Origin of the sequence: Pseudomonas sihuiensis, assembly GCF_900106015.1 — a bacterium.
Classification (GTDB): domain Bacteria; phylum Pseudomonadota; class Gammaproteobacteria; order Pseudomonadales; family Pseudomonadaceae; genus Aquipseudomonas; species Aquipseudomonas sihuiensis.
The window spans coordinates 2900148-2919417 of sequence record NZ_LT629797.1 but is presented as its reverse complement, the minus strand read 5'-3'; the positions used below and the strand labels follow the sequence as shown (position 1 = coordinate 2919417).

Annotated in this window: 21 protein-coding genes; 11 read left to right on the top strand and 10 right to left on the bottom strand. The window is 62.3% G+C overall.

What is annotated here, in order from left to right; translation table 11 throughout:
- Positions 1-2: 2 nt before the first annotated feature.
- On the bottom strand, positions 3-887 hold the full coding sequence (gene gluQRS, locus BLT86_RS13775) for a tRNA glutamyl-Q(34) synthetase GluQRS (RefSeq protein ID WP_017675310.1): 885 nt from the start codon (positions 885-887) through the stop codon (positions 3-5).
- A 50-nt stretch (positions 888-937) separates the two neighbouring features.
- Positions 938-1384, bottom strand: coding sequence for an RNA polymerase-binding protein DksA (gene dksA / locus BLT86_RS13770; RefSeq protein ID WP_017675309.1), 447 nt, complete (start codon positions 1382-1384; stop codon positions 938-940).
- A 258-nt stretch (positions 1385-1642) separates the two neighbouring features.
- Here dksA and BLT86_RS13765 point away from each other — a divergent pair, with 258 nt between their 5' ends.
- Entirely contained in the window at positions 1643-2824 is a 1182-nt protein-coding gene (locus BLT86_RS13765) for a pyridoxal phosphate-dependent aminotransferase (protein WP_017675308.1), read from the top strand.
- Positions 2814-3521, top strand: coding sequence for a DNA/RNA nuclease SfsA (sfsA, locus tag BLT86_RS13760; protein WP_017675307.1), 708 nt, complete (start codon positions 2814-2816; stop codon positions 3519-3521). The genes BLT86_RS13765 and sfsA overlap by 11 nt, the downstream gene beginning before the upstream one ends.
- A 3-nt stretch (positions 3522-3524) precedes the next feature.
- Here sfsA and BLT86_RS13755 read toward each other — a convergent pair whose 3' ends face one another.
- Positions 3525-3842 (bottom strand): Rieske (2Fe-2S) protein, encoded by a 318-nt coding sequence (locus BLT86_RS13755; RefSeq protein WP_017675306.1) that lies wholly within the window; start codon positions 3840-3842, stop codon positions 3525-3527.
- Positions 3843-4140: 298 nt separating this feature from the next.
- Between BLT86_RS13755 and BLT86_RS13750 the strand changes: the two genes are divergently transcribed.
- The 6 genes from BLT86_RS13750 (at position 4141) to BLT86_RS13725 (ending at position 9344) form a co-directional block, all read left to right on the top strand.
- Positions 4141-5205, top strand: coding sequence for a hemin-degrading factor (locus BLT86_RS13750; protein WP_092377411.1), 1065 nt, complete (start codon positions 4141-4143; stop codon positions 5203-5205).
- Positions 5206-5268: 63 nt separating this feature from the next.
- On the top strand, positions 5269-6168 hold the full coding sequence (locus tag BLT86_RS13745) for a heme/hemin ABC transporter substrate-binding protein (RefSeq protein WP_017675304.1): 900 nt from the start codon (positions 5269-5271) through the stop codon (positions 6166-6168).
- Positions 6169-6218: 50 nt separating this feature from the next.
- The gene (locus tag BLT86_RS13740) at positions 6219-7205 is read left to right on the top strand and encodes a FecCD family ABC transporter permease (RefSeq protein WP_162237624.1); all 987 of its coding nucleotides are present in this window, start codon (positions 6219-6221) and stop codon (positions 7203-7205) included.
- Positions 7205-7972 carry a heme ABC transporter ATP-binding protein gene (locus BLT86_RS13735; protein ID WP_017675302.1) on the top strand — a complete coding sequence of 256 codons (768 nt, stop codon included), beginning with the start codon at positions 7205-7207 and terminating at the stop codon, positions 7970-7972. Before BLT86_RS13740 ends, BLT86_RS13735 begins: the two co-directional genes overlap by 1 nt.
- An 18-nt stretch (positions 7973-7990) precedes the next feature.
- A complete protein-coding gene (locus BLT86_RS13730; RefSeq protein WP_017675301.1) occupies positions 7991-8875 on the top strand; it encodes a ChaN family lipoprotein in 885 nt (294 codons plus the stop codon).
- Between the two features lie 61 nt (positions 8876-8936).
- Positions 8937-9344 carry a nuclear transport factor 2 family protein gene (locus tag BLT86_RS13725; protein ID WP_017675300.1) on the top strand — a complete coding sequence of 136 codons (408 nt, stop codon included), beginning with the start codon at positions 8937-8939 and terminating at the stop codon, positions 9342-9344.
- 294 nt (positions 9345-9638) lie between these two features.
- Here the strand turns inward: BLT86_RS13725 and BLT86_RS13720 are convergent, their stop codons facing one another.
- From BLT86_RS13720 to BLT86_RS13705, 4 genes are all read right to left on the bottom strand, one after another.
- Positions 9639-10436 carry a cyclic nucleotide-binding domain-containing protein gene (locus BLT86_RS13720; protein ID WP_017675299.1) on the bottom strand — a complete coding sequence of 266 codons (798 nt, stop codon included), beginning with the start codon at positions 10434-10436 and terminating at the stop codon, positions 9639-9641.
- 105 nt (positions 10437-10541) lie between these two features.
- On the bottom strand, positions 10542-10814 hold the full coding sequence (locus tag BLT86_RS13715; RefSeq protein ID WP_017675298.1) for a TfoX/Sxy family protein: 273 nt from the start codon (positions 10812-10814) through the stop codon (positions 10542-10544).
- A 100-nt stretch (positions 10815-10914) separates the two neighbouring features.
- A complete protein-coding gene (locus tag BLT86_RS13710) occupies positions 10915-11259 on the bottom strand; it encodes a pentapeptide repeat-containing protein (protein WP_017675297.1) in 345 nt (114 codons plus the stop codon).
- Positions 11260-11346: 87 nt separating this feature from the next.
- A complete protein-coding gene (locus tag BLT86_RS13705) occupies positions 11347-12909 on the bottom strand; it encodes a bifunctional aminoglycoside phosphotransferase/ATP-binding protein (RefSeq protein ID WP_017675296.1) in 1563 nt (520 codons plus the stop codon).
- A 114-nt stretch (positions 12910-13023) separates the two neighbouring features.
- Between BLT86_RS13705 and mrcB the strand changes: the two genes are divergently transcribed.
- The 3 genes from mrcB (at position 13024) to BLT86_RS13690 (ending at position 16419) form a co-directional block, all read left to right on the top strand.
- Complete coding sequence (gene mrcB, locus BLT86_RS13700) at positions 13024-15342, top strand: penicillin-binding protein 1B (protein ID WP_026088419.1); 2319 nt, start codon at positions 13024-13026, stop codon at positions 15340-15342.
- Positions 15343-15409: 67 nt separating this feature from the next.
- Entirely contained in the window at positions 15410-16090 is a 681-nt protein-coding gene (locus tag BLT86_RS13695; protein ID WP_033377261.1) for a tetratricopeptide repeat protein, read from the top strand.
- A complete protein-coding gene (locus BLT86_RS13690) occupies positions 16090-16419 on the top strand; it encodes a YqcC family protein (protein WP_017675293.1) in 330 nt (109 codons plus the stop codon). Before BLT86_RS13695 ends, BLT86_RS13690 begins: the two co-directional genes overlap by 1 nt.
- A gap of 18 nt (positions 16420-16437) precedes the next feature.
- Here the strand turns inward: BLT86_RS13690 and BLT86_RS13685 are convergent, their stop codons facing one another.
- The 3 genes from BLT86_RS13685 to BLT86_RS13675 all read right to left on the bottom strand — a co-directional run bounded on the left by BLT86_RS13685 (position 16438) and on the right by BLT86_RS13675 (position 19239).
- Positions 16438-16872, bottom strand: coding sequence for a DUF4124 domain-containing protein (locus BLT86_RS13685; protein ID WP_017675292.1), 435 nt, complete (start codon positions 16870-16872; stop codon positions 16438-16440).
- A 115-nt stretch (positions 16873-16987) separates the two neighbouring features.
- On the bottom strand, positions 16988-17980 hold the full coding sequence (locus BLT86_RS13680; RefSeq protein ID WP_092377408.1) for a phage integrase: 993 nt from the start codon (positions 17978-17980) through the stop codon (positions 16988-16990).
- Positions 17977-19239 (bottom strand): hypothetical protein, encoded by a 1263-nt coding sequence (locus BLT86_RS13675; protein ID WP_092377405.1) that lies wholly within the window; start codon positions 19237-19239, stop codon positions 17977-17979. Before BLT86_RS13675 ends, BLT86_RS13680 begins: the two co-directional genes overlap by 4 nt.
- Between the last annotated feature and the right edge of the window lie 31 nt (positions 19240-19270).

Here is a 19270-nt window from a genome sequence, read left to right as displayed (position 1 = left end):
GGCTACTTCAATTGCGCTTCGGCCAAGGTGCGGCTGCGTGGAATGCGCGTGGCGTTCCAGTTGACGATGCCCCAGGCCAGAAGCTCGGCAGGTGCCGCGCCTTGCAGGTCGCTGGGCGGTTGCTGGCCCAGGGCACGTAATGCGCGCAGCAGCAGAGGCCCGGCCTGATCGGCGGGCAGCGGTGGCGAGCGGTAGCTCTTGCCCAGCTTGTGGCCATCGGGCTGGATGATCAGCGGCACGTGCAGATAACGCGGTTGTGGCTGCCCGAGCAGTTCCTGCAGGTACAACTGGCGCGGCGTGGAGTCGAGCAGGTCGGCGCCACGCACCACGTCGGTCACACCCTGCCAGGCATCGTCCAGCACCACGGCGAGCTGATAGGCGAACAGGCCGTCACGGCGGCGAATCACGAAGTCGCCGACTTCTCGGCCCAGGTGCTGGCGAAATTCGCCCTGCACGCGGTCGATGAAGTGGTAGTCCAGCTCCGGTACGCGCAGGCGGATGGCGGCATCGTGATCAGGATGGCAGGCGTTACGGCAGAACCCCGGATAGATGCCAGCGTAGCCTTCCAGTTGCTTGCGCGAACAGGTGCACGCATAGGCCAGACCCTGACTGAACAGGCGGGCGATAACCGCTGCGTATTCGGCATGCCGCTCGCTCTGGCGCACCAGTTCGCCGTCCCACTCGAAACCGTAGGTCTCCAGCGTGCGCAGGATCGCGTCCTGGGCGCCAGGTATTTCCCGTGGCGGGTCGAGGTCCTCCATGCGCAGCAGCCAGCGGCCGCCGACGGCGCGGGCATCGAGGTAGGAGGCGAGGGCGGCGACCAGTGAACCGAAGTGCAGATAGCCGCTGGGCGTGGGGGCGAAGCGCCCGATATAGGCAGTGTTCATGGGGCCAAGGCCAGAAACAGAGCGGGGCGCCTAAGCGCCCCGTCGTCAGATCAGGAACCGATCTGCTTTTCCTTGATTTCCGCCAGCGTCTTGCAGTCGATGCAAAGAGTCGCGGTCGGGCGGGCTTCGAGGCGGCGGATGCCGATTTCGACGCCGCAGGAGTCGCACCAACCGTAATCGTTGTCTTCGATCAGTTGCAGCGTCTCGTCGATCTTCTTGATCAGCTTGCGCTCGCGGTCACGGGCGCGCAGTTCCAGGCTGAACTCTTCTTCCTGGCTGGCGCGGTCAGCCGGGTCCGGGAAGTTGGCCGCTTCGTCCTGCATGTGGTGCACGGTACGGTCGACTTCCTGCATCAGCTCCAGCTTCCACTTATTGAGGATGCTGGTGAAGTGAGCGCGCATCGGCTCGCTCATGTATTCCTCGCCCTTCTTCTCTTGATAAGGCTCGAAACCACGAATCAGCTGGCTGGTGCTTTTGGCTTTTTCTTTTGTGGGCATGGATGACGCCTCTCACTCTTTCTAATCCATCGCGCAGGTTATTCCATTGCCAGGCGTTTGTCCGGCCCTGCGACTGCAAGCCGGCGAACTTACCAGATCGAATCGGGGCGCGCTACTCCCGGTTGTCTCTGCCTTGTCCCGGGTGTGAACGAAATCTGCATGTGACTGGCCAGTAAGCGTAGCGGCGCTTTGGTGACCTTGCCGCGGGCTCAAGCTGCCCTGCTAGAATCCGCGCCTCGCAACCCTGAAGACAGACCCATGGCCCAGCTCTACAGTGCGCGCAGTCGCGCCATCGAACCCTTTCATGTGATGGCCTTGCTGGCGCGTGCCAACGAATTGCAGGCGGCTGGTCACGATGTGATTCACCTGGAGATTGGCGAGCCGGATTTCACCACCGCCGAGCCGATCATCCGCGCCGGACAGGCCGCACTGTCCGCCGGGCACACCCGCTACACCGCCGCGCGCGGCCTGCCGCAGCTGCGTGAAGCCATCGCAGGCTTCTACGCCGAACGTTACCGGTTGAATCTCGACCCGCAGCGCATTCTGGTGACGCCGGGCGGCTCCGGTGCATTGCTGCTGGCCGCCAGTCTGCTGGTCGATCCGGGCAAGCACTGGCTGCTGGCCGACCCCGGCTATCCCTGCAACCGCCACTTCCTGCGCCTGGTCGAAGGCGCCGCACAACTGGTGCCGGTCGGCCCGGACGTGCGTTACCAGCTCACTCCGCACCTGGTGGAGCGGCATTGGGACTCGGACAGTGTCGGCGCCCTGGTCGCGTCGCCGGCCAACCCGACCGGCACCCTGCTGCACAAGGACGAGCTGGCGGCGCTGTCGACCTGCCTCAAGCAGCGCGGCGGCCATCTGGTGGTGGACGAGATCTACCACGGCCTGACCTATGGTTGCGACGCGCCGAGCGTGCTGGAGGTGGATGACGACGCCTTCGTGCTCAACAGCTTCTCCAAATATTTCGGCATGACCGGCTGGCGCCTGGGTTGGCTGGTCGCGCCCGAGGCGGCCGTGCCTGAGTTGGAAAAGCTGGCGCAGAACCTCTACATCAGTGCGCCGAGCATGGCCCAGCATGCCGCGCTGGCTTGCTTCGAGCCGGCCACGTTGGCGATCCTCGAAGAGCGTCGTCACGAATTCCAGCGCCGCCGCGACTACCTGTTGCCGGCGTTGCGCGAGCTGGGCTTTGGTATCGCCGTGGAGCCGGAAGGTGCCTTCTATCTATATGCAGATATCAGCGCCTTTGGCGGCGACGCCTTCGCTTTCTGCCGGCACTTCATCGAAACCGAGCATGTGGCCTTCACCCCTGGTCTGGATTTCGGTCGCTATCAGGCTGGGCACCATGTGCGTTTCGCCTACACGCAGAATGTCGAGCGCCTGCAGCAGGCGGTCGAGCGTATCGCCCGCGGCCTGAAGAGCTGGAAGCCCGATGCGCTTTGACCCGCCGCTGGAAGAAGGGCGCCTGCTGCGTCGCTACAAGCGCTTTCTCGCCGATATCGAGACCGCCAGCGGCGAGCAGATGACCATCCACTGCGCCAACACCGGCTCGATGCTCAATTGCATGAGCGAAGGGTGCCGGGTGTGGTTCAGCCGCAGCAAGGATCCCAAACGCAAGTTACCGGGCAGTTGGGAAATCAGCGAAACGCCGCAAGGGCGCCTGGCCTGCATCAATACCGCGCGGGCCAATGCGCTGGTGGAAGAGGCGCTGCGCGCCGGGCTGATCGCGGAGCTGGCCGGCTTCACCGCGCTCAAGCGCGAGGTGGCTTACGGCGTGGAGAACAGCCGCGCCGACTTTCGTCTTGATTACCCGCACGGACCGGTCTATGTCGAGGTCAAGAGCGTGACGCTGGGTTTCGATGGCAGCGATGTGGCGGCCTTTCCCGATGCGGTGACGCAGCGCGGCGCCAAGCATCTGCGCGAGCTGGCGGCGCTGGCGCGTGCCGGTGTGCGGACCGTGCAGCTGTATTGCGTGAACCTCTCGGAAATCCGCGCTGTGCGCGCTGCCGAGGAAATCGATCCGACTTACGCTGCCGGCTTGCGCGAGGCCAAAGCCGCGGGGGTTGAGGTACTGGCCTACGGCGCCGAACTCAGTCCCGAAGGGATCGCCCTGGTTCGCCGGCTGGAGGTGCTGGAGTAGGCGCTACGGGGCGATCCAGATTCCGTTCGCATCTTCCCTGCATTCCAGCATTAGCAGTGCCTGCCCCTCGCAGGGGCCCGCCACGCATTCGCCGTTCTCGATCAGAAACAGCGCGCCATGGGTCGCGCAGCGGATCAGGCTGCCGCTGTCATCGAGAAAATCGTCCTTCTGCCATTCCAGTGCAATGCCGCGATGCGGGCAGCGGTTGAGGTAGGCATGTACCTGGCCAGCCCTGCGCACGGCGAGCAGGTTCAGCTGGTCTATGACGAAGCCCCGGCTCTGACCTTCGGCCAGTTCGTGTGGGGCGCACAAGCGGATCATCGCGGTTTCCCGTTAGCGTGGAAGTCGCTTAGTGGCGACCTCTGATGATCTTCTCCCTCCGGAGAAGGTGGCGCATAGCGCCGCAACAGGGGCGGATTATCCCGCAAGAAGAAAGAGGGCGCATCCATGCTCGGGTACGACGCCTATGCCCAAGGTTGGCGGCGTTACAGTGATTAGGGGTGGATTACTACTCTATATAAGTGATTCTCATGTAGATTATCGCTCTGTTTTGTTGGCGCTGACCTGAGGTCTGTACCGCAAAGACACTGGCAATCGCCCGCGAGGAAGGACTGTTCTCATGAGTACCGCTCCAACTGCTGCCGCTCAGGCGGTCAATCTTTACCAGGCTTGGCAGGCGCTGCGTCTGCAACAACCACGTCTGCGCGCCCGCGAGGCGGCAGCACAGCTGGGCGTGAGCGAGGCCGAGCTGACTGCTAGCCGTCTGGGTATCGATGCGCGACGGCTGCGCCCGGACTGGGCCGAGTTGCTGCCGGCACTCGGCGCGCTCGGCCATGTGATGGTGCTGACCCGCAACGAGCACTGCGTCCATGAGCGCAAGGGGCTGTACCGCGAGGTGAGTGTTGCCGCATCCGGGCAGATGGGCCTGGTGGTGTCGGCAGATATCGACCTGCGTCTTTTCCTCGGTGGCTGGGCCAGCGTGTTCGCCATCGCCGAGGAAACCGCCAAGGGCACCCAGCGCAGCATCCAGGTGTTCGACCAGCAGGGCGTTGCCGTGCACAAGGTCTACCTGACCGAACGTAGTGAGCTGAGCGCCTGGCAGCCGCTGATCGAGCGCTTCTCTGGCGAGCAGAGCGCCGAGCTGCAGTTGTTGCCGCCGCCTGCTGCGCCGCTGCGCAAGGTCGACGCCGATATCGACAGTCAGGCGCTGCGTGAGGGCTGGGCGACGCTGCAGGACACCCACCATTTCTTCGCCCTTTTGAAGAAGCATGAGGTGGCCCGTACCCAGGCGCTGCGCCTGGCTGGTGAGCAATGGGCGCAACCGTTGGCGACCTCCGAGTTGACGGCGCTGATGGAGCAGGCCGCTGCCCGTGAAGTGCCGATCATGGTGTTCGTTGGCAACCGCCACTGCATTCAGATCCACACCGGCCCGGTGCACAACCTGCGCTGGATGGACAGCTGGTTCAACGTGCTTGACCCCGACTTCAACCTGCACCTGCAGACGCGCGGTGTGGTCGAGTTGTGGCGCGTGCGCAAACCCAGCATCGACGGCGTGATCACCAGTCTGGAGGCCTTCGATGCCGAGGGCGAGCTGGTGGTCCAGCTGTTCGGTGCGCGCAAGCCGGGTATGGCCGAGCGCGCCGACTGGCGCGAGCTGGCCGAGTCACTGCCTGTGCTGGCCTGAGCCGAGTGTGCCGGTCACCTGCAACGGCTGGCCGGTCGATGTCATCTTCGAGGAGTCAAGATCATGCGTCTTGCCAATATCCTGGGCGGCCTGGCGGCCGTCCTGCTATTTCCCAATATGGTGCTGGCGGCCGAGCCGCTGCCGCAGCGCTGGGTGAGTTCCGGTGGCGCTCTGAGTGAGTGGGTGGTGCTGCTCGGCGGTGAGAGCAAGCTGGTGGGCGTCGATAGCACCAGTCGTCATCCCGCCTCGCTGACCAAGCTGCCCAGCGTCGGTTATCAGCGGCAACTGGCGGCCGAGGGCATTCTGGCCCTGCGCCCGGATCTGCTGCTGGGTAGTGAAGAAATGGGCCCGCCGCCGGTGCTCGCGCAACTGGCAGCGGCGGGTGTGCGCATCGAGCGCCTGACTGCGCGAGCCGAGCTAGACAGCCTGCAGGCCAACCTGCAGCGGCTGGGCCAGTTGCTCGGTGATGAGGCGGCAGGGCAACGCGCCTTCGCTGCTTACCAGGCGCGCTTGCAGACCCAGCAGCAGTGGGTCGAGCAGGCCCAGCGCAGCCAAGACGCGCCCGGTGTGTTGCTATTGCTCGGTCATGCCGGTGGCAGTCCGCTGGTTGGTGGTATCGACACCGCTGCCGACTGGCTGATCAGCCGTGCCGGCGGGCGCAATCTGGCCAGTCACAGCGGCTACAAGGCGTTGTCCAGCGAAGCGCTGCTGGCGCTCGATCCGCAGGTCGTGGTGGTGGCTGATCGCGCCTTGGAGGGTGACGCGGCCAGGCAGGCCCTGCTGCAGCAGAATCCTGCCCTGGCCGGTACCCGCGCGGCGCGCGAGGGACGTTTACTGGCGCTGGACCCGACCCTGCTGGTCGGCGGTCTTGGGCCGCGCGTGCCGGATGGGCTGGCGATGCTCGCTGCAGGCTTTTATCCTGCCAGCCAATTTCCGACAGCCGAAGCCAAGCGCGAGCCATGACCTCACCTTTTTCGACGCGCCCATTGTTCATCGTACTGGGCCTGCTGCTCGTGCTCGTGCTGTGGCTGTCGCTGGCGCTCGGACCGGTCAGTCTGCCACTGGGCGATACCATGCGTGCAGCACTGCGTCTGCTGGGCCTGCCTCTCACGGCGGATGCATCGCTACAGCAGGCCGAACTGATCCTGTCGCAGATCCGCATGCCGCGCACCTTGCTCGGGCTGACCGTGGGCATGGTGCTGGCGCTCTGTGGCGTGGCGATGCAGGGGCTGTTTCGCAATCCACTGGCTGACCCCGGTTTGGTGGGTGTTTCCAGCGGCGCTGCGCTGGGCGCTGCGGTGGCCATTGTCGGCGGCGCCGCGTTCGGTGGTTTACCCGAAGCCTTCGCGCCCTATCTGCTGTCGGCCTGTGCCTTCGTCGGTGGCTTGCTGGTCACGGCGTTGGTCTACCGTCTGGGCCGACGTGACGGGCAGACCAATGTGGCGACCATGTTGCTGGCGGGCATCGCCCTGACCGCGCTCGCGGGGGCGGCCATCGGTCTGTTCACCTACCTGGCGGACGATGCGACCCTGCGCACCCTGACCTTCTGGAACCTGGGCAGCCTCAACGGCGCCAGTTACGCGCGACTCTGGCCGCTGTTGCTGGCCACGCTGGCCGTGGCGCTGTGGTTGCCGCGACGGGCACGGGCGTTGAACGCGCTGCTGCTGGGCGAGTCGGAGGCGCGCCACCTTGGTTTCGATGTGGAGCGCCTCAAGCGCGAGCTGGTGTTCTGCACGGCATTGGGTGTCGGTGCTGCGGTGGCGGCCGCCGGCTTGATCGGTTTCATCGGCCTTGTGGTGCCGCATCTGATGCGCCTGCTGGTGGGCCCCGATCATCGCCTGTTGCTCCCTGCATCCGCGCTTGCCGGTGCGAGCCTGTTGCTGCTGGCCGATCTGGTCGCGCGCCTGGCACTGGCACCTGCCGAGTTGCCGATTGGCATCGTCACGGCGTTGATCGGCGCGCCGTTCTTTCTTTATCTGCTGGTGCGGGGGCGAAGCTGATGCTGCGGGTTGAACAGCTGGAAGTCCGCCGCGGCCAGGGCGTGGCGCTCAGTGGCATCGATCTGCAGTTGCACCCCGGCGAAGTGCTGGGTGTGCTGGGGCCCAACGGTGCGGGCAAGAGCACCCTGCTGGCGGCGATGACCGGCGAGCTGCCGGCCAGCGCCGGGCAGGTGACGCTGGATCAGCGCGCGCTCGATGATTGGGCCGGGCCGGAGCGGGCCAGACGTCTGGCCGTCCTGCCGCAGAGTTCCAGTCTGAATTTCGCCTTTCGTGTCGAGGAAGTGGTCGCCATGGGCCGTCTGCCGCATGACAGCGGGCGCGTGCTCGACGCGCAGATCGTCCAGCAGGCGCTGCAGGCAGCCGATGCTGTTCACCTGGCGGGGCGCAGCTACCTGGCGTTGTCCGGCGGGGAGCGCCAACGCGTGCACCTGGCGCGGGTGCTGGCGCAGCTGTGGCCGGGAGGCGAGGGGCAGATCCTGCTGCTTGATGAGCCGACCTCGATGCTCGATCCGCTGCATCAGCACACCTGCCTGCGGGCGGTTCGTCGTTTGGCCGAATCCGGCGCGGCGGTGCTGGTGATCCTCCATGACCTCAATCTGGCCGCGCGTTACTGTGATCGCCTGTTGTTGCTGGAGCAGGGCCGGGCGCATGCGCTGGGTACGCCTGCCGAAGTATTGCGGGCCGAGCCCCTGCAGGCCGTGTTCGGTCTGGAAGTGCTGGTGCAGACTCATCCCGAACGCGGCCACCCGCTGATCATCGCACGCTGAATAATGTTGGAGCCCTCGATGCGAGCTGTACTGCTGAGCTGTCTGATGCTGCTGGCTGCCTGCCAGAGCCGACCGATGCTGCCGCTGCCGGTACCGCTTGCTCCGCTGGGGCATGAGCATGCTGATCTGGGGCGTATCGTCGATCTGGCCAGCGGACGCACTATCGACCCTGAGCAACTGCTGGATCGCCTGGCACTGGCCGAGCGGGTACTGGTCGGTGAGCAGCACGACAATCCTGATCACCATGCCCTGCAGCTTTGGCTATTGCGCGAGCTATCCAGGCTGCGCCCGCAGGGCAGCGTGTTGATGGAGATGCTCAATCCTGATCAGCAGAACAAAGTCGATCAGGCCCGGACAGCTGCGCGCGCGGGGCAGGCGATTACCGATCCGTTCGATACCCTGGCCTGGCAACCTGGATGGGATTGGTCGCTTTACGGGCCGCTGGTGATGCATCAATTGCGGCAGCCCTACCCCTTGCTTGCGGCCAATCTGGATCGTGCCGAGATCATGCAGATCTATCGCCAGCGCCCGACGCTCGGGGGCGAGCGCTCTGGTGCAGCCGAGGTGCAGGAGCGTTTGCTGGCGGATATCCGTGAGTCGCACTGCGGCCTGCTGCCGGACAGCCAGTTGCCGGCGATGCTTGCTGTACAGCAACAGCGTGATCGGCGCATGGCCGAGGCTCTGTTGGCGGCGCCACAGCCAAGCCTGCTGCTGGCCGGCGCCTTTCATGTGCGCAAGGATCTCGGCGTACCCTTGCACCTGGCGGACCTCAGCGCGCAGGCTGGCAGCGCGGTGCTGATATTGGCCGAAGTCGGCCGTGCGGTGGACGCTACTATGGCCGATTACGTCTGGTTCACGGCAGCGCAGCCGGAGCAGGATCACTGCGCCAAACTGCGACCCTAGCCGCCTTTCGTGGGCTGCCTGCAAGGTATCCTCGGCGCTTTGCCGATTCGGAGCCTGACCTATGTCCACAGACGTTCGCGACCTGCTGCAAGGTTATTTCAACGCCCTCAATGATCGGGATATCCGCGCCTGTCTGGCACTGGTCAGCGACGAGCTGATTCTGCAGCCCAATCAGGGTTTCACCGAGCATGGGCGCGACGCCTTCGCGGCTTTTCTGGAGCGGCAGCTGCATTGCTATCGCGAGATGATCGAGTCGCTGGTGATCCTGGTCGAGCCACAAGGGCGACATGCGGCCTGCGAGTACCGCGTTATCGGCGAGTATCTGGCTACTGATGATGGCCTGCCGGAGGCCTGCGGGCAGCGTTACGAGATGCGCGTCGGCGCCTTCTTCGAGATCCAGCACGGGCTGATCACGCGCATCAGCCTGCATTTCAATTTGCCGGACTGGCTGGCTCAGGTCGACGACTAGACCCTGCTAAGGGCTTCGTGTGGAGACGGCATGACGCACTTTTGTCCAGGCAAAAAAAGACCCGGCAAGAGCCGGGTCAATAACCGTGATTAGCCTGATGAGGAGATAATCTGAAGAGTCCGACTGAATGGTCTCTTTAGCTTATCGGCTGATCTCGCGACCAGTTGAGATAATAATAACAATTCTCATTACATAGTCAACGCCCTTTTGAGAACTTTTCTCAGAAAGTTTTGCCGGCCTCATAAATGCAAAAACCCGGCACGGGGCCGGGGTTCGCTGATGTGGGATGGAGACTCAGGATTCCCCAGGCAAGCGCAGCTGAGTGACTTCCTTGTTCAGCAGGTCGATGCGTCGTGCCATGCTCTCGATCAGGCTGTGAGCGATGCGCGGGTTGCTTTGCATCAGGCTGAGGAATTGTTCCTTGGGAATCACCATCACCGTGCAAGGTTCGCTGGCGACAACCGTGGCGCTGCGCTTCTCGCGAGTGAATACCGCCATGGCGCCGAAGATTTCATCCTTTTGCACATCACCGACCTTCTGCCCGTCGACGTAAGCCTCGGCGTGGCCCTCGATGATGATGAACACGTGGTCAGCTTCATCGCCCTGATGAATCAGCTCCTCGCCGGCAGCGAAATGCTGGAAGCCAGTCGCCGGACGAATCTCCGGCTGTTTCAAACGTGCCAGTGCGTCGGACAGTAGGGCGGTATGGCCGATCAGATATTGAATGAACTGTTCCTGGCGCTGCTCGCTGGCATAGATGTGCTGGAACGTTTCGCTGCGCGAGTAGGGAATCAGGCTGATGGGTTCTTCGCTGCTGTAACGGCAGGAGGGGAGGTCGATGCCCTGGCGCAGGCCGACCAGATCGCCCTCTTGCAGATAGAACAACGGGCGCTCATCGACCAGCGCATGCAACAGGCCGTTCTCGATGATGAATAGCTGGTTGCCAGGCAGTACCTGAGCCAGATCATCGACACGCTCCAGACGCAGTGGCTCACCCGCGGGTTGCAGCCCTTCCAGCAGCTGAGTGGGGATACTCTGTAGGCGATTGATCAACTGATCGGCGTAGGCAGGTTGCTCCCCGAGTAAATACATAACCGTAATTCCTTGAACTGGCTGGACTGGCTGACCACACGAAGGTCCCTGAAACAATAGGCTGTGCGGCTCTTCGAGTAAATCACCTTGCACTGGTGTTGTGAGCTAGCTCTTGTTGTGGCTCTGGGCTTCGTCCAGCTTGCCGTTCAGTTCGGCTTTGTGCGCGGGGGGGAGCTCACTCCAATGCACATTGAGCAGCGCGCCCTCGATGGCGTAAAGCAGCACCTTGGATGCACGAAAACCGCGCGCCCTGACCGCGCGATAGGCTCCGACAGCGCCGTAGCGACGCAGGTCGTTGGCGCTGTGAATCCCTACGGCGTGCAGCCACTGCGCCGAGGTCTTGCCCAGGTTCTTCAAGTGTTGCAGTTCGTCGTTCATCGGGCCTCCATGCGTGCGGGGGAAAGGTTCACGTTGGCGTGCCTGCCGGAAAGTGTAGCGGCCAATGGCCTGAGTGCTTCGCGTCGTCGCTCGAAGTGCGCTACTTGGTGCGATAGCGCAGGCGAGTGCCGAAGTTGACCGACATGAGAATCTCGTCGGCGGTCAGTTCGGCTGGAAAGTAGGCGCCAGAAATCTGCGCGTGGGCCAGGCTGGCCCCTTCGATCTGGGCATTGCGGAAGTCCAGGCCGCGCAGGTCTGCCCCGCGGAAATACGCGTCGTTGAAATTGACGGCGTCGGTGTCCATGTTGCGCAGGTCTAGCCCGCGAAAGTCGCCACCGGACAGATCGACCTCCACGCCTTTTGGCTTCTGCGCATTGAAGCCTTTCACATCGTCGTTGTGCAGCAGGTGGTAGAGCGGATGATCAAGCTGGCGTGGCTGACTCATGGCGGATACCGGTGATGGCTTCACCGGCAGTATAGAAGCCCTGCCAGGGTTTGCCTGGCAGGGCGTGCTAACCGCTTGGAGCGATGATCAGATCCCTGGCAGGCGCTGGCGAATACGCTCGACCAGGCTGTCCAGGCTTGCGCTGTCATGTGTATCGACACGCTTGCTGTGGCTCTGCTCCTCATCGTCGAGCGGCTCGCGGCTGGTTTGTTGGGCCTGGATCACTTCCAGCGTCGCATCGGACGGGTCCTGGCCCTCGCTGCGGCGCTGTTCCAGCCAGCTAGCGATCACGGCTTGCGGCGCTTGGCAGTCGAGAATCAGGAAGGGCACGCCGGTCTCTTCGGCGACTTCGCTGGCGGCCTGGCGTTGCGCCGCCTTGAGATAGGTTGCGTCGATCACCACGGGGAAGCCTGCCAGTAGTGTCTGACGCGCCAGCTGATGCAGGCGCTGGTAGGTCGCCTGGCTGGCGTCAGTGCTGTAGATACCGGCGGCCAGCTGATCCTTGGCTTCGGCGCTTTGCTCGCCGAACAGGCGCTTGCGCTCGATGTCGGAGCGCAGGCGGATGGTGCCCAGTGCTTCGACCAGGCGCATGGCTACGTGGCTCTTGCCGACTGCCGAGACGCCATGGGTGATGGCCAGAAAGGGCGATGGAATGGCGCTGTAGCTTTCCGCCAGTGCAGCATAAGCGCGGTACTGGCGCAGGATCACCGCCCGTTGTACCGAACTCTCTTCTTGTCCCAGGCGAAACAGTGCGACCTTGCCGCGCACCATGGCGCGGTAGGCCTTGTAGAAGTTCAGCAGTTGCAAGGCGGCATAATCGCCAGTGCGCTCCAGCCAGCCGCTGATAAAGCGACGTGCCAGGCATTTGAGGCCGCGGTCTTCGAGGTCCATCGCGAGGAAGGCGATATCGGCGGTGACGTCGGTAAAGCGGAAGGGTTCGTTGAACTCGATGCAGTCGAACAGCACCACTCGACCGTCGATCTGAGCGGCGTTACCCAGGTGAATATCACCGTGGCATTCGCGGATGAACCCCTGTGCCTTGCGTTCGCTCAACAATGGTTGCAGGCGTTCGTAGCTGGACTGGGCCCAGGCCTCGAGGGCATCGAGTTGCTGCAGGTCTGCCTGCTCGCTGAGCATCGGGCGAATCTGGTCGAAATTCTGCTGCACCGGAACCATTACCGCTTCTGCGCTACCCAGCGGATGTTCCTGCGGCACCTTCGGTGCGTTCAGATGAAAGGTGGCGATCTGCTCGGCCAGGGCGTCGATATGGGCGTCGTTCAGTTCGCCACGTGCCTGGATGGCGCTGAGCAGTTGCTCCTGCGGGAACTGGCGCATTTTCAGCGCGTATTCGATGGCTGGTGTGCTGCCGTCGAGACTGGGCGCGTCTTCACTACCGCCGATCGGCAACACGTCCAGATACAAATCCTGGGTCAGGCGCTGGTTGAGGCGCAGCTCTTCTTCGCAGAAATGACGGCGTGCATCGAGCTCGGTGAAGTCGAGAAACCCGAAGTTAACCGGTTTTTTGATCTTGTAGGCGTAGGGGCCAGTGAGCAAAACCCAGGAAATGTGGGTCTCAATGACCTGAAACCCATCCACAGGATGCGGATACAGGGCCGGGTTCTGCAATGCGGCAATCAGGGCTTGGCTCACGTTCGATCCTTGTTCTAGACGCTGTTCGAGCTGGGCATTATGGCCGCTGTGAGCTGCTCTGCAAACCATCCAGGCGGCCTGCTGGCCCCTATGTAAAGTGCGTATAATCCCGCCATGACTCGAAAACGCTCCCCCCGCTCAAACAAAAAATCCCGCTCGTCCGGTATGCGTCCCTGGTTTGCCTGGGGCCTCAAGCTCGGTCTGGTTGGTCTGGTGATCCTTGCCGGCTTTGCCGTTTATCTCGATGCCGTGGTGCAGGAAAAGTTTTCCGGCAAGCGCTGGACGGTGCCCGCGAAGGTCTACGCCAGGCCGCTCGAACTTTTCGTCGGGCAGAAGCTGGCCAAGGACGATTTCCTGCGTGAACTCGATGCGCTGGGCTACCGCCGCGAGAGCACGGTCAACGGGCCGGGCGCAGTGTCGGTGGCCGGTAACAACATCGAACTGCACAGTCGCGGCTTTCAGTTCTATGAAGGTGCCGAACCGTCACAGAAGGTGCGTGTGCGCTTTTCTGGCGATTACGTCGCCGGTCTGACCCAGGCCAACGGCGGCAACCTGGCGGTAGCCCGACTCGAGCCGATGCTGATTGGTGGGCTTTATCCGGCGCATCAGGAGGATCGCATCCTGATCAAGCTGGATCAGGTGCCGGCCTATCTGATCGATGCGCTGGTGGCGGTCGAGGATCGCGACTATTTCGATCACTTCGGCGTGTCGCCCAAGGGCATCGCCCGCGCCATGTGGATCAACGCCACGTCCGGGCGCCTGGTGCAGGGCGGCAGCACCCTGACTCAGCAGTTGGTGAAGAACTTCTACCTGACCAACGAGCGCACCCTGGTGCGTAAAGCCACCGAAGCGATGATGGCGGTGCTGCTCGAGCTGCACTACGACAAGCGCGAGATTCTCGAGGCCTATATGAACGAGGTGTTCCTCGGTCAGGACGGTCAGCGCGCAGTGCATGGCTTCGGTCTGGCCAGCCAGTACTTCTTCAGTCAGCCGGTTTCCGAGCTGAAGCTGGAGCAGGTCGCGTTGCTGGTGGGCATGGTCAAAGGCCCCACCTACTTCAACCCGCGGCGCAATCCCGAGCGTGCGCTGGCGCGCCGCAATCTGGTGCTCGATCTGCTTGCCGAGCAAGGCTCGATCACCCCCGAGGAGGCAGCAGCAGCCAAACAGAAGCCGCTTGGCGTGAGCGCGCGCGGCAGCATGGCTGACAGCTCGTTCCCGGCTTTCCTCGATCTGGTCAAGCGTCAGTTGCGTGAAGACTATCGTGAGCAGGATCTGACCGAAGAAGGCCTGCGCATCTTCACCAGCTTCGATCCGATCCTGCAGCTCAAGGCCGAAGAGGCGCTGGCCGAGACGCTCAAGCGCCTGGCCGGGCGCAAGGGCGTGGATGAAGTGCAGGCCGGTATGGTGGTGACCAACCCTGAAACTGGGGAAATCCAGGCATTGATTGGCAGCCGTCAGCCGCGGTTTGCCGGCTTCAACCGTGCGCTGGATGCTGTGCGGCCGATTGGCTCGCTGATCAAACCGGCTATTTATCTGTCTGCGTTGGAGCGTCCGAGTCAGTACACCCTGACCAGTTGGCTGGAGGACGAAGCGTTTTCCATCAAGGGCCAGGATGGCCAGGTCTGGACGCCGCAGAATTACGACCGCAAGGCTCATGGCACCATCTACCTGTATCAGGGGCTGGCGCAGTCCTACAACCTGTCGACGGCCAAGCTCGGCCTGGAGATCGGCGTGCCCAACGTGCTCAAGACGCTCGAGCGACTGGGCGTCGAGCGCAAGTGGCCGGCCTATCCGTCGATGCTGCTCGGTGCTGGGGCACTGACGCCGATGGAAGTGGCGGGCATGTACCAGACCCTGGCCAACGGTGGCTTCAATACGCCGTTGCGCGGCATTCGCAGTGTGCTGACCGCCGATGGCGAGCCGCTCGGTCGTTATCCATTCCAGATCCAGCAGCGCTTCGATCCAGGCGCCATCTATCTGGTGCAAAACGCCATGCAGCGCACCATGCGTGAAGGCACTGGTCGCTCGGTTTACAGCCAACTGCCCAGTTCGCTGAATCTGGCGGGCAAGACCGGGACCAGTAACGACTCGCGTGATAGCTGGTTCGCTGGCTTCAGTCAGGATCTGCTGTCGGTGGTGTGGCTGGGGCGTGACGACAATGGCCCGACCCCGCTGACCGGTGCGACCGGTGCACTGCAGGTCTGGACCGGGTTCATGCGCAAGGCGGATCCGCTGCCGTTGGATATGCCGATGCCGGACAACGTCACCCAGGCCTGGGTGGATCGTCAGACTGGTCTGGGCTCGGCTTCGGGCTGCCCGAATGCGGTACAGATGCCTTATATTCGCGGCAGTGAACCTGCCGCCGGTTCCGCGTGCGGTATTCAGGCTCCGGTCGAATCCGTGATGGACTGGGTCAAAGGGTGGTTGGAATAACGGCCGGATCGAGTGATTCGGTGTTACCTGAAGAGGATTGGATGTGAACAAGAAGTGGCTTGCCACTATGCTGGCAACAGCGGTGTTGAGTGGTTGCAGCACGGTACCGCAGGGTTCGATTCCGGTGATCGATGCCGGCTCTCCACTATCGTCGGGTGGTTCTGGTCCGTCGACCAGCCCAACCCCCGCAGCTGCGCCGCAGCGTATTGAGGAGGACTCCGGTGTTGTTGTGATGGTGCCGCAGGGTGCCGTCTCGACGCCATTGCAGACCGATACGCAGCCGATTACCTCCAGTGGCGGCCTGACCTTCGAGCCGCCCGTGAGCAGCCAGCCGTCTGCGCCGAGCCAAGGCAGCTTCGGCTCCTCGGCACCGAGCATGCCCAGCGGCATTCCCAGCGGTGGCGGCCTGGCTGCTGACGAGCAACTGGATGGCCCGGTTCTCGCGCTGTTGACCACTGCTCAACAGCAGCAGGGCGGTGGCGATCTGAATGGCGCCGCCTCCAGTCTGGAACGTGCCCAGCGCATCGCCCCGCGTGAGCCGCAGGTGCTCTACCGTCTTGCCGAGGTACGTATGGCTCAGGGCGATGCAGCGCAGGCCGAGCAACTGGCCCGTCGTGGTCTGACTCAAGCCAGTGGTCGTCCGGCGCTGCAGGCCAGCCTGTGGGATCTGATTGCCCGCGCCCGCGAGCGCCAGGGTGATCCCGCTGGTGCTGCCCAGGCCCGTGAACGCGCACGAGTCAATCTCTGATGGATGCTCGTGCAAGCGCACTGGCCGAACACCTGCTGCTGATCGAGCGTGAGTTACGTGTGCAGGGTTGGTGGCAGGAGGAGGCGCCGAGTGCCGAGGCCCTGGCCAGCCCGGAGCCGTTCTGTGTAGATACGCTGGCGTTCGAGCAATGGCTGCAGTGGATTTTTCTGCCGCGTATGAAGGTTCTGCTGGAAACCGGTGCAGCATTGCCCTCGGTATCGGGTATTCAGGCGATGGCGGAGATGGTCTATCAGCAGCAGCCGCGCGTTGCGCGTCGGCTGCTCGAACTGCTTGGCGAGTTCGACCGCCTGCTTACGCGCACGCCTTGAGGGCGTGCGCGTAGTTCATTATTTGCAGCTTTCTGTGATGGACTTCTTCAGTTCCGCGATGCGCTCCTGACGTTCATCCTCGCCAATACGGCGCAGCTCGCCACCGTCTTCAATCCTGACGCGTGGGTTGTTTTCCAACTGAGCCAAGTTAGTGCGTGCTGTCTCGCAGTATTGCTTGCGCTCGGCTTCCTGCTTCGCCACATCTTCCTTGACCTTCTTGTCGATGGCCGCCTGCTCAGGGTCGAGTTGCTCATCGAAACTGGGCGCCGGCTCACTTGGCGCAGGTCGTGGAGGCGGGGCGGCAGTATTGATGGTCGTGGCTTCTTGGCCCTGCGGAGGTTGCGCGCCGAAGTGGGTCACGCCTTTTTCATCTACCCACTTGTAAACCTGGCTGGCCATGGCGGATGTGCTCAAAGCGAGCATCAGGGTGCCAGTAAGAATCATGTGGCGCATGCTGTTTCCTTTATCGAGAGCGGCGGTGCTGATGGTTACTATAACCAATAATCGCAATCGAAAAGCGAGAGCCAGTAAACACGGGGCACACAGAGCTTTTGCATTGGCCGATTGCCTACGGGCTGCCTACCGCCTGACTACAAGACGATGAAAGCGCCAGAGGATTCAAGGAAACGGCCTTGTGCAGATGCTCAGGCGCCAAGTGGGCATAAATCATTGTGGTCGAAATATCAGCATGGCCAAGTATGTCTCTCAGAGTACGCAGATCACCACCAGACATGACGAAGTGAGATGCAAAAGTGTGGCGAAGGATATGCGTCAGTTGGCCTGGCGTATTGAACTCACAACGGGCATAGCAAAGTGCGAAAGAGCCACGTGAAGAGGAAAACAAGCGATCAGTAGGCAGCCCCACAGAAAGTGCTTCCTGAATCAACGCCGGATCGACAGGCACCGTTCTGTTACGTCCACTCTTGGTAGCAGTAAACACAATACGATCACCCAACAGTTGAGAGCGCCGAAGCCCCTCAGCCTCAGACCAACGGGCGCCAGTAGCCAAGCAGATTTTGGCAATGATCAGCACATACGGATTGGTAGAGGTGGCCAATTCAGTCAGTAAACGCTGAATCTGATCCAGGGTGAGGAATGCCAGGGCTTTCTGATCAATACGGAAAAGGCGCATGCCGGAAAGCGGATTAGTACCCTGATAATGACCTTGGCGGATCAGCTCAGAGAAAACCGACGAGACGTATATATGCTCGAGGTTGATAGTGGACTTCGCAGAGACCTTGAGACGATTGGTGCGGTAGGTTGACCAACTGGCTGACGTGAAGTCGCAAGCACGAGGGTTACCCAGGCGCTCAGCTACGCGCTGAAGAGTGGCATAGCGAGCAGCACCACGTTTAAGCGTTACCCCGTGAATCTGATACCAGAGATCGAAAAGATCGCTCAGACGTTCCACAGAGAGGCGAGGGGAGGCCACATAATCACGCTCAAAACGCTGTGCATGAGCTTTACTGGCGAAGCCGCCACGGCGCACACGCTGACTGCCACGGCCATCGACATAGAAGTCTACAGACCACTTGCCATCGGGCTGACGTTTGACGGTCATACAGCGCGCCCCCACCTGATGTGGCGTTCCTCCAAAATGCCCTTGATATGCTTATACAGCCCGTCCTCATCCATACCCTTGGCGGCATAGTGATCGCGAATCACTGGCCAGCAATCCCAGCCCTTGAGGGTGTGGAAAGCCCTTCTAGCGCCCACTCGCTCCCGTGCCAGCAGGCTGACGAAGTTTCCCAGGAATAACTCGACGTTCTTGCCGGAGAAGCCCCGCGAGGTCTTGTATTGGCGCTTGTACTCGGTGTCATCCACCAGGGAATCCACCGGCAGATCCACGCGCACATCGTCACGGATCAGCGTCCAAATTGGCTCGAAATAGCCAGGGCGTGCCAGCAGCTTGAACTGGCGCAGGCCATAGCGCCAGAGGCCGTCTAGATGCGGAGCAAAGGCGGCGTAGCTGTTGGTTTCGATGGTTTCGCCGCTGTGCAGGTCAAACGAGCCCGAGGCGAATTGCTGGATCACTGAGTGGTGGTAGCGCAGCTCTACGCGCCACACGTCTTGTTCCGGGTTATAGTTGTCCGGGTCGGCTTCATCGAAGCTGTCGCGGCGTCTCCAGACGTTTTCCCAGTAGTCGAGCTTGTCGATAGCCCTGGCCTGTTCGGTCTTGTTATAGATACCCAGCTGGACGCCACCAGCCGAGCCGAACAGGTAAGACTGGCCTTTGCCGTAGGTGGCAGACTCCAGGGTCCACTGGATTTCCTTGATACCGGAGATATCACGGGAGGCGCGTGCGCGGCAGTGCATACGAGCGACGAGATCAGCAGGCGGTTGCCAGCCCTGAAGGTCTAGCGCGAGGTGGACGGCGCATTGGTTGCGCTCGACGTTGGTCAGCACGTGGCCGGCGTAGTAGTCCAGGCGCTCTTGCAGGCGCTCAGGCGAGAAGGTGTCGATGGCGTGCGGAGACACCTCGATTTTCAGGTGGGGGCCGATGTTCTCCAGCTTGGCGTTGAAGTTCTTGATCAGCAGGACGAAACCGAGGTCGGCATTCTGGAGCTTGTACTGATAGCCAGAGTCCTTGCTGACCCGCCCCGAGTGCCAGCGCTGGCCCGCGAAGTCAACGATGGTCCCTGGCTTGTCGAACAGGCACATGATTTCGGGGCGGATCAAACCACGATAGAGCTGGCGGACGGTATCGACGCCACAGCTAAGCAGGCGGATTTTCGAGAGGTCATGAATCTGGCCGGAGGAAGGGTCTACGAAGTAGCGGATGAACTCTTCTACTCGGGGAAAATCCTTGATTTTGCTCATTGGTTCCAACCTTCAACTTTTAGACTTTTGT

What these genes read in the sequence shown, in the direction of transcription:
- BLT86_RS13755 (WP_017675306.1), bottom strand. Translation starts at nt 3,842, where the DNA reads ATGATCCGCTTGTGCGCCCCACACGAACTGGCCGAAGGTCAGAGCCGG.
- BLT86_RS13690 (WP_017675293.1), top strand. Translation starts at nt 16,090, where the DNA reads ATGGATGCTCGTGCAAGCGCACTGGCCGAACACCTGCTGCTGATCGAG.
- sfsA (WP_017675307.1), top strand. Translation starts at nt 2,814, where the DNA reads ATGCGCTTTGACCCGCCGCTGGAAGAAGGGCGCCTGCTGCGTCGCTAC.
- BLT86_RS13715 (WP_017675298.1), bottom strand. Translation starts at nt 10,814, where the DNA reads ATGAACGACGAACTGCAACACTTGAAGAACCTGGGCAAGACCTCGGCG.
- BLT86_RS13765 (WP_017675308.1), top strand. Translation starts at nt 1,643, where the DNA reads ATGGCCCAGCTCTACAGTGCGCGCAGTCGCGCCATCGAACCCTTTCAT.
- mrcB (WP_026088419.1), top strand. Translation starts at nt 13,024, where the DNA reads ATGACTCGAAAACGCTCCCCCCGCTCAAACAAAAAATCCCGCTCGTCC.
- BLT86_RS13695 (WP_033377261.1), top strand. Translation starts at nt 15,410, where the DNA reads ATGCTGGCAACAGCGGTGTTGAGTGGTTGCAGCACGGTACCGCAGGGT.
- BLT86_RS13710 (WP_017675297.1), bottom strand. Translation starts at nt 11,259, where the DNA reads ATGAGTCAGCCACGCCAGCTTGATCATCCGCTCTACCACCTGCTGCAC.
- gluQRS (WP_017675310.1), bottom strand. Translation starts at nt 887, where the DNA reads ATGAACACTGCCTATATCGGGCGCTTCGCCCCCACGCCCAGCGGCTAT.
- BLT86_RS13675 (WP_092377405.1), bottom strand. Translation starts at nt 19,239, where the DNA reads ATGAGCAAAATCAAGGATTTTCCCCGAGTAGAAGAGTTCATCCGCTAC.
- BLT86_RS13680 (WP_092377408.1), bottom strand. Translation starts at nt 17,980, where the DNA reads ATGACCGTCAAACGTCAGCCCGATGGCAAGTGGTCTGTAGACTTCTAT.
- BLT86_RS13745 (WP_017675304.1), top strand. Translation starts at nt 5,269, where the DNA reads ATGCGTCTTGCCAATATCCTGGGCGGCCTGGCGGCCGTCCTGCTATTT.
- BLT86_RS13750 (WP_092377411.1), top strand. Translation starts at nt 4,141, where the DNA reads ATGAGTACCGCTCCAACTGCTGCCGCTCAGGCGGTCAATCTTTACCAG.
- BLT86_RS13730 (WP_017675301.1), top strand. Translation starts at nt 7,991, where the DNA reads ATGCGAGCTGTACTGCTGAGCTGTCTGATGCTGCTGGCTGCCTGCCAG.
- BLT86_RS13720 (WP_017675299.1), bottom strand. Translation starts at nt 10,436, where the DNA reads ATGTATTTACTCGGGGAGCAACCTGCCTACGCCGATCAGTTGATCAAT.
- BLT86_RS13735 (WP_017675302.1), top strand. Translation starts at nt 7,205, where the DNA reads ATGCTGCGGGTTGAACAGCTGGAAGTCCGCCGCGGCCAGGGCGTGGCG.
- BLT86_RS13725 (WP_017675300.1), top strand. Translation starts at nt 8,937, where the DNA reads ATGTCCACAGACGTTCGCGACCTGCTGCAAGGTTATTTCAACGCCCTC.
- dksA (WP_017675309.1), bottom strand. Translation starts at nt 1,384, where the DNA reads ATGCCCACAAAAGAAAAAGCCAAAAGCACCAGCCAGCTGATTCGTGGT.
- BLT86_RS13685 (WP_017675292.1), bottom strand. Translation starts at nt 16,872, where the DNA reads ATGCGCCACATGATTCTTACTGGCACCCTGATGCTCGCTTTGAGCACA.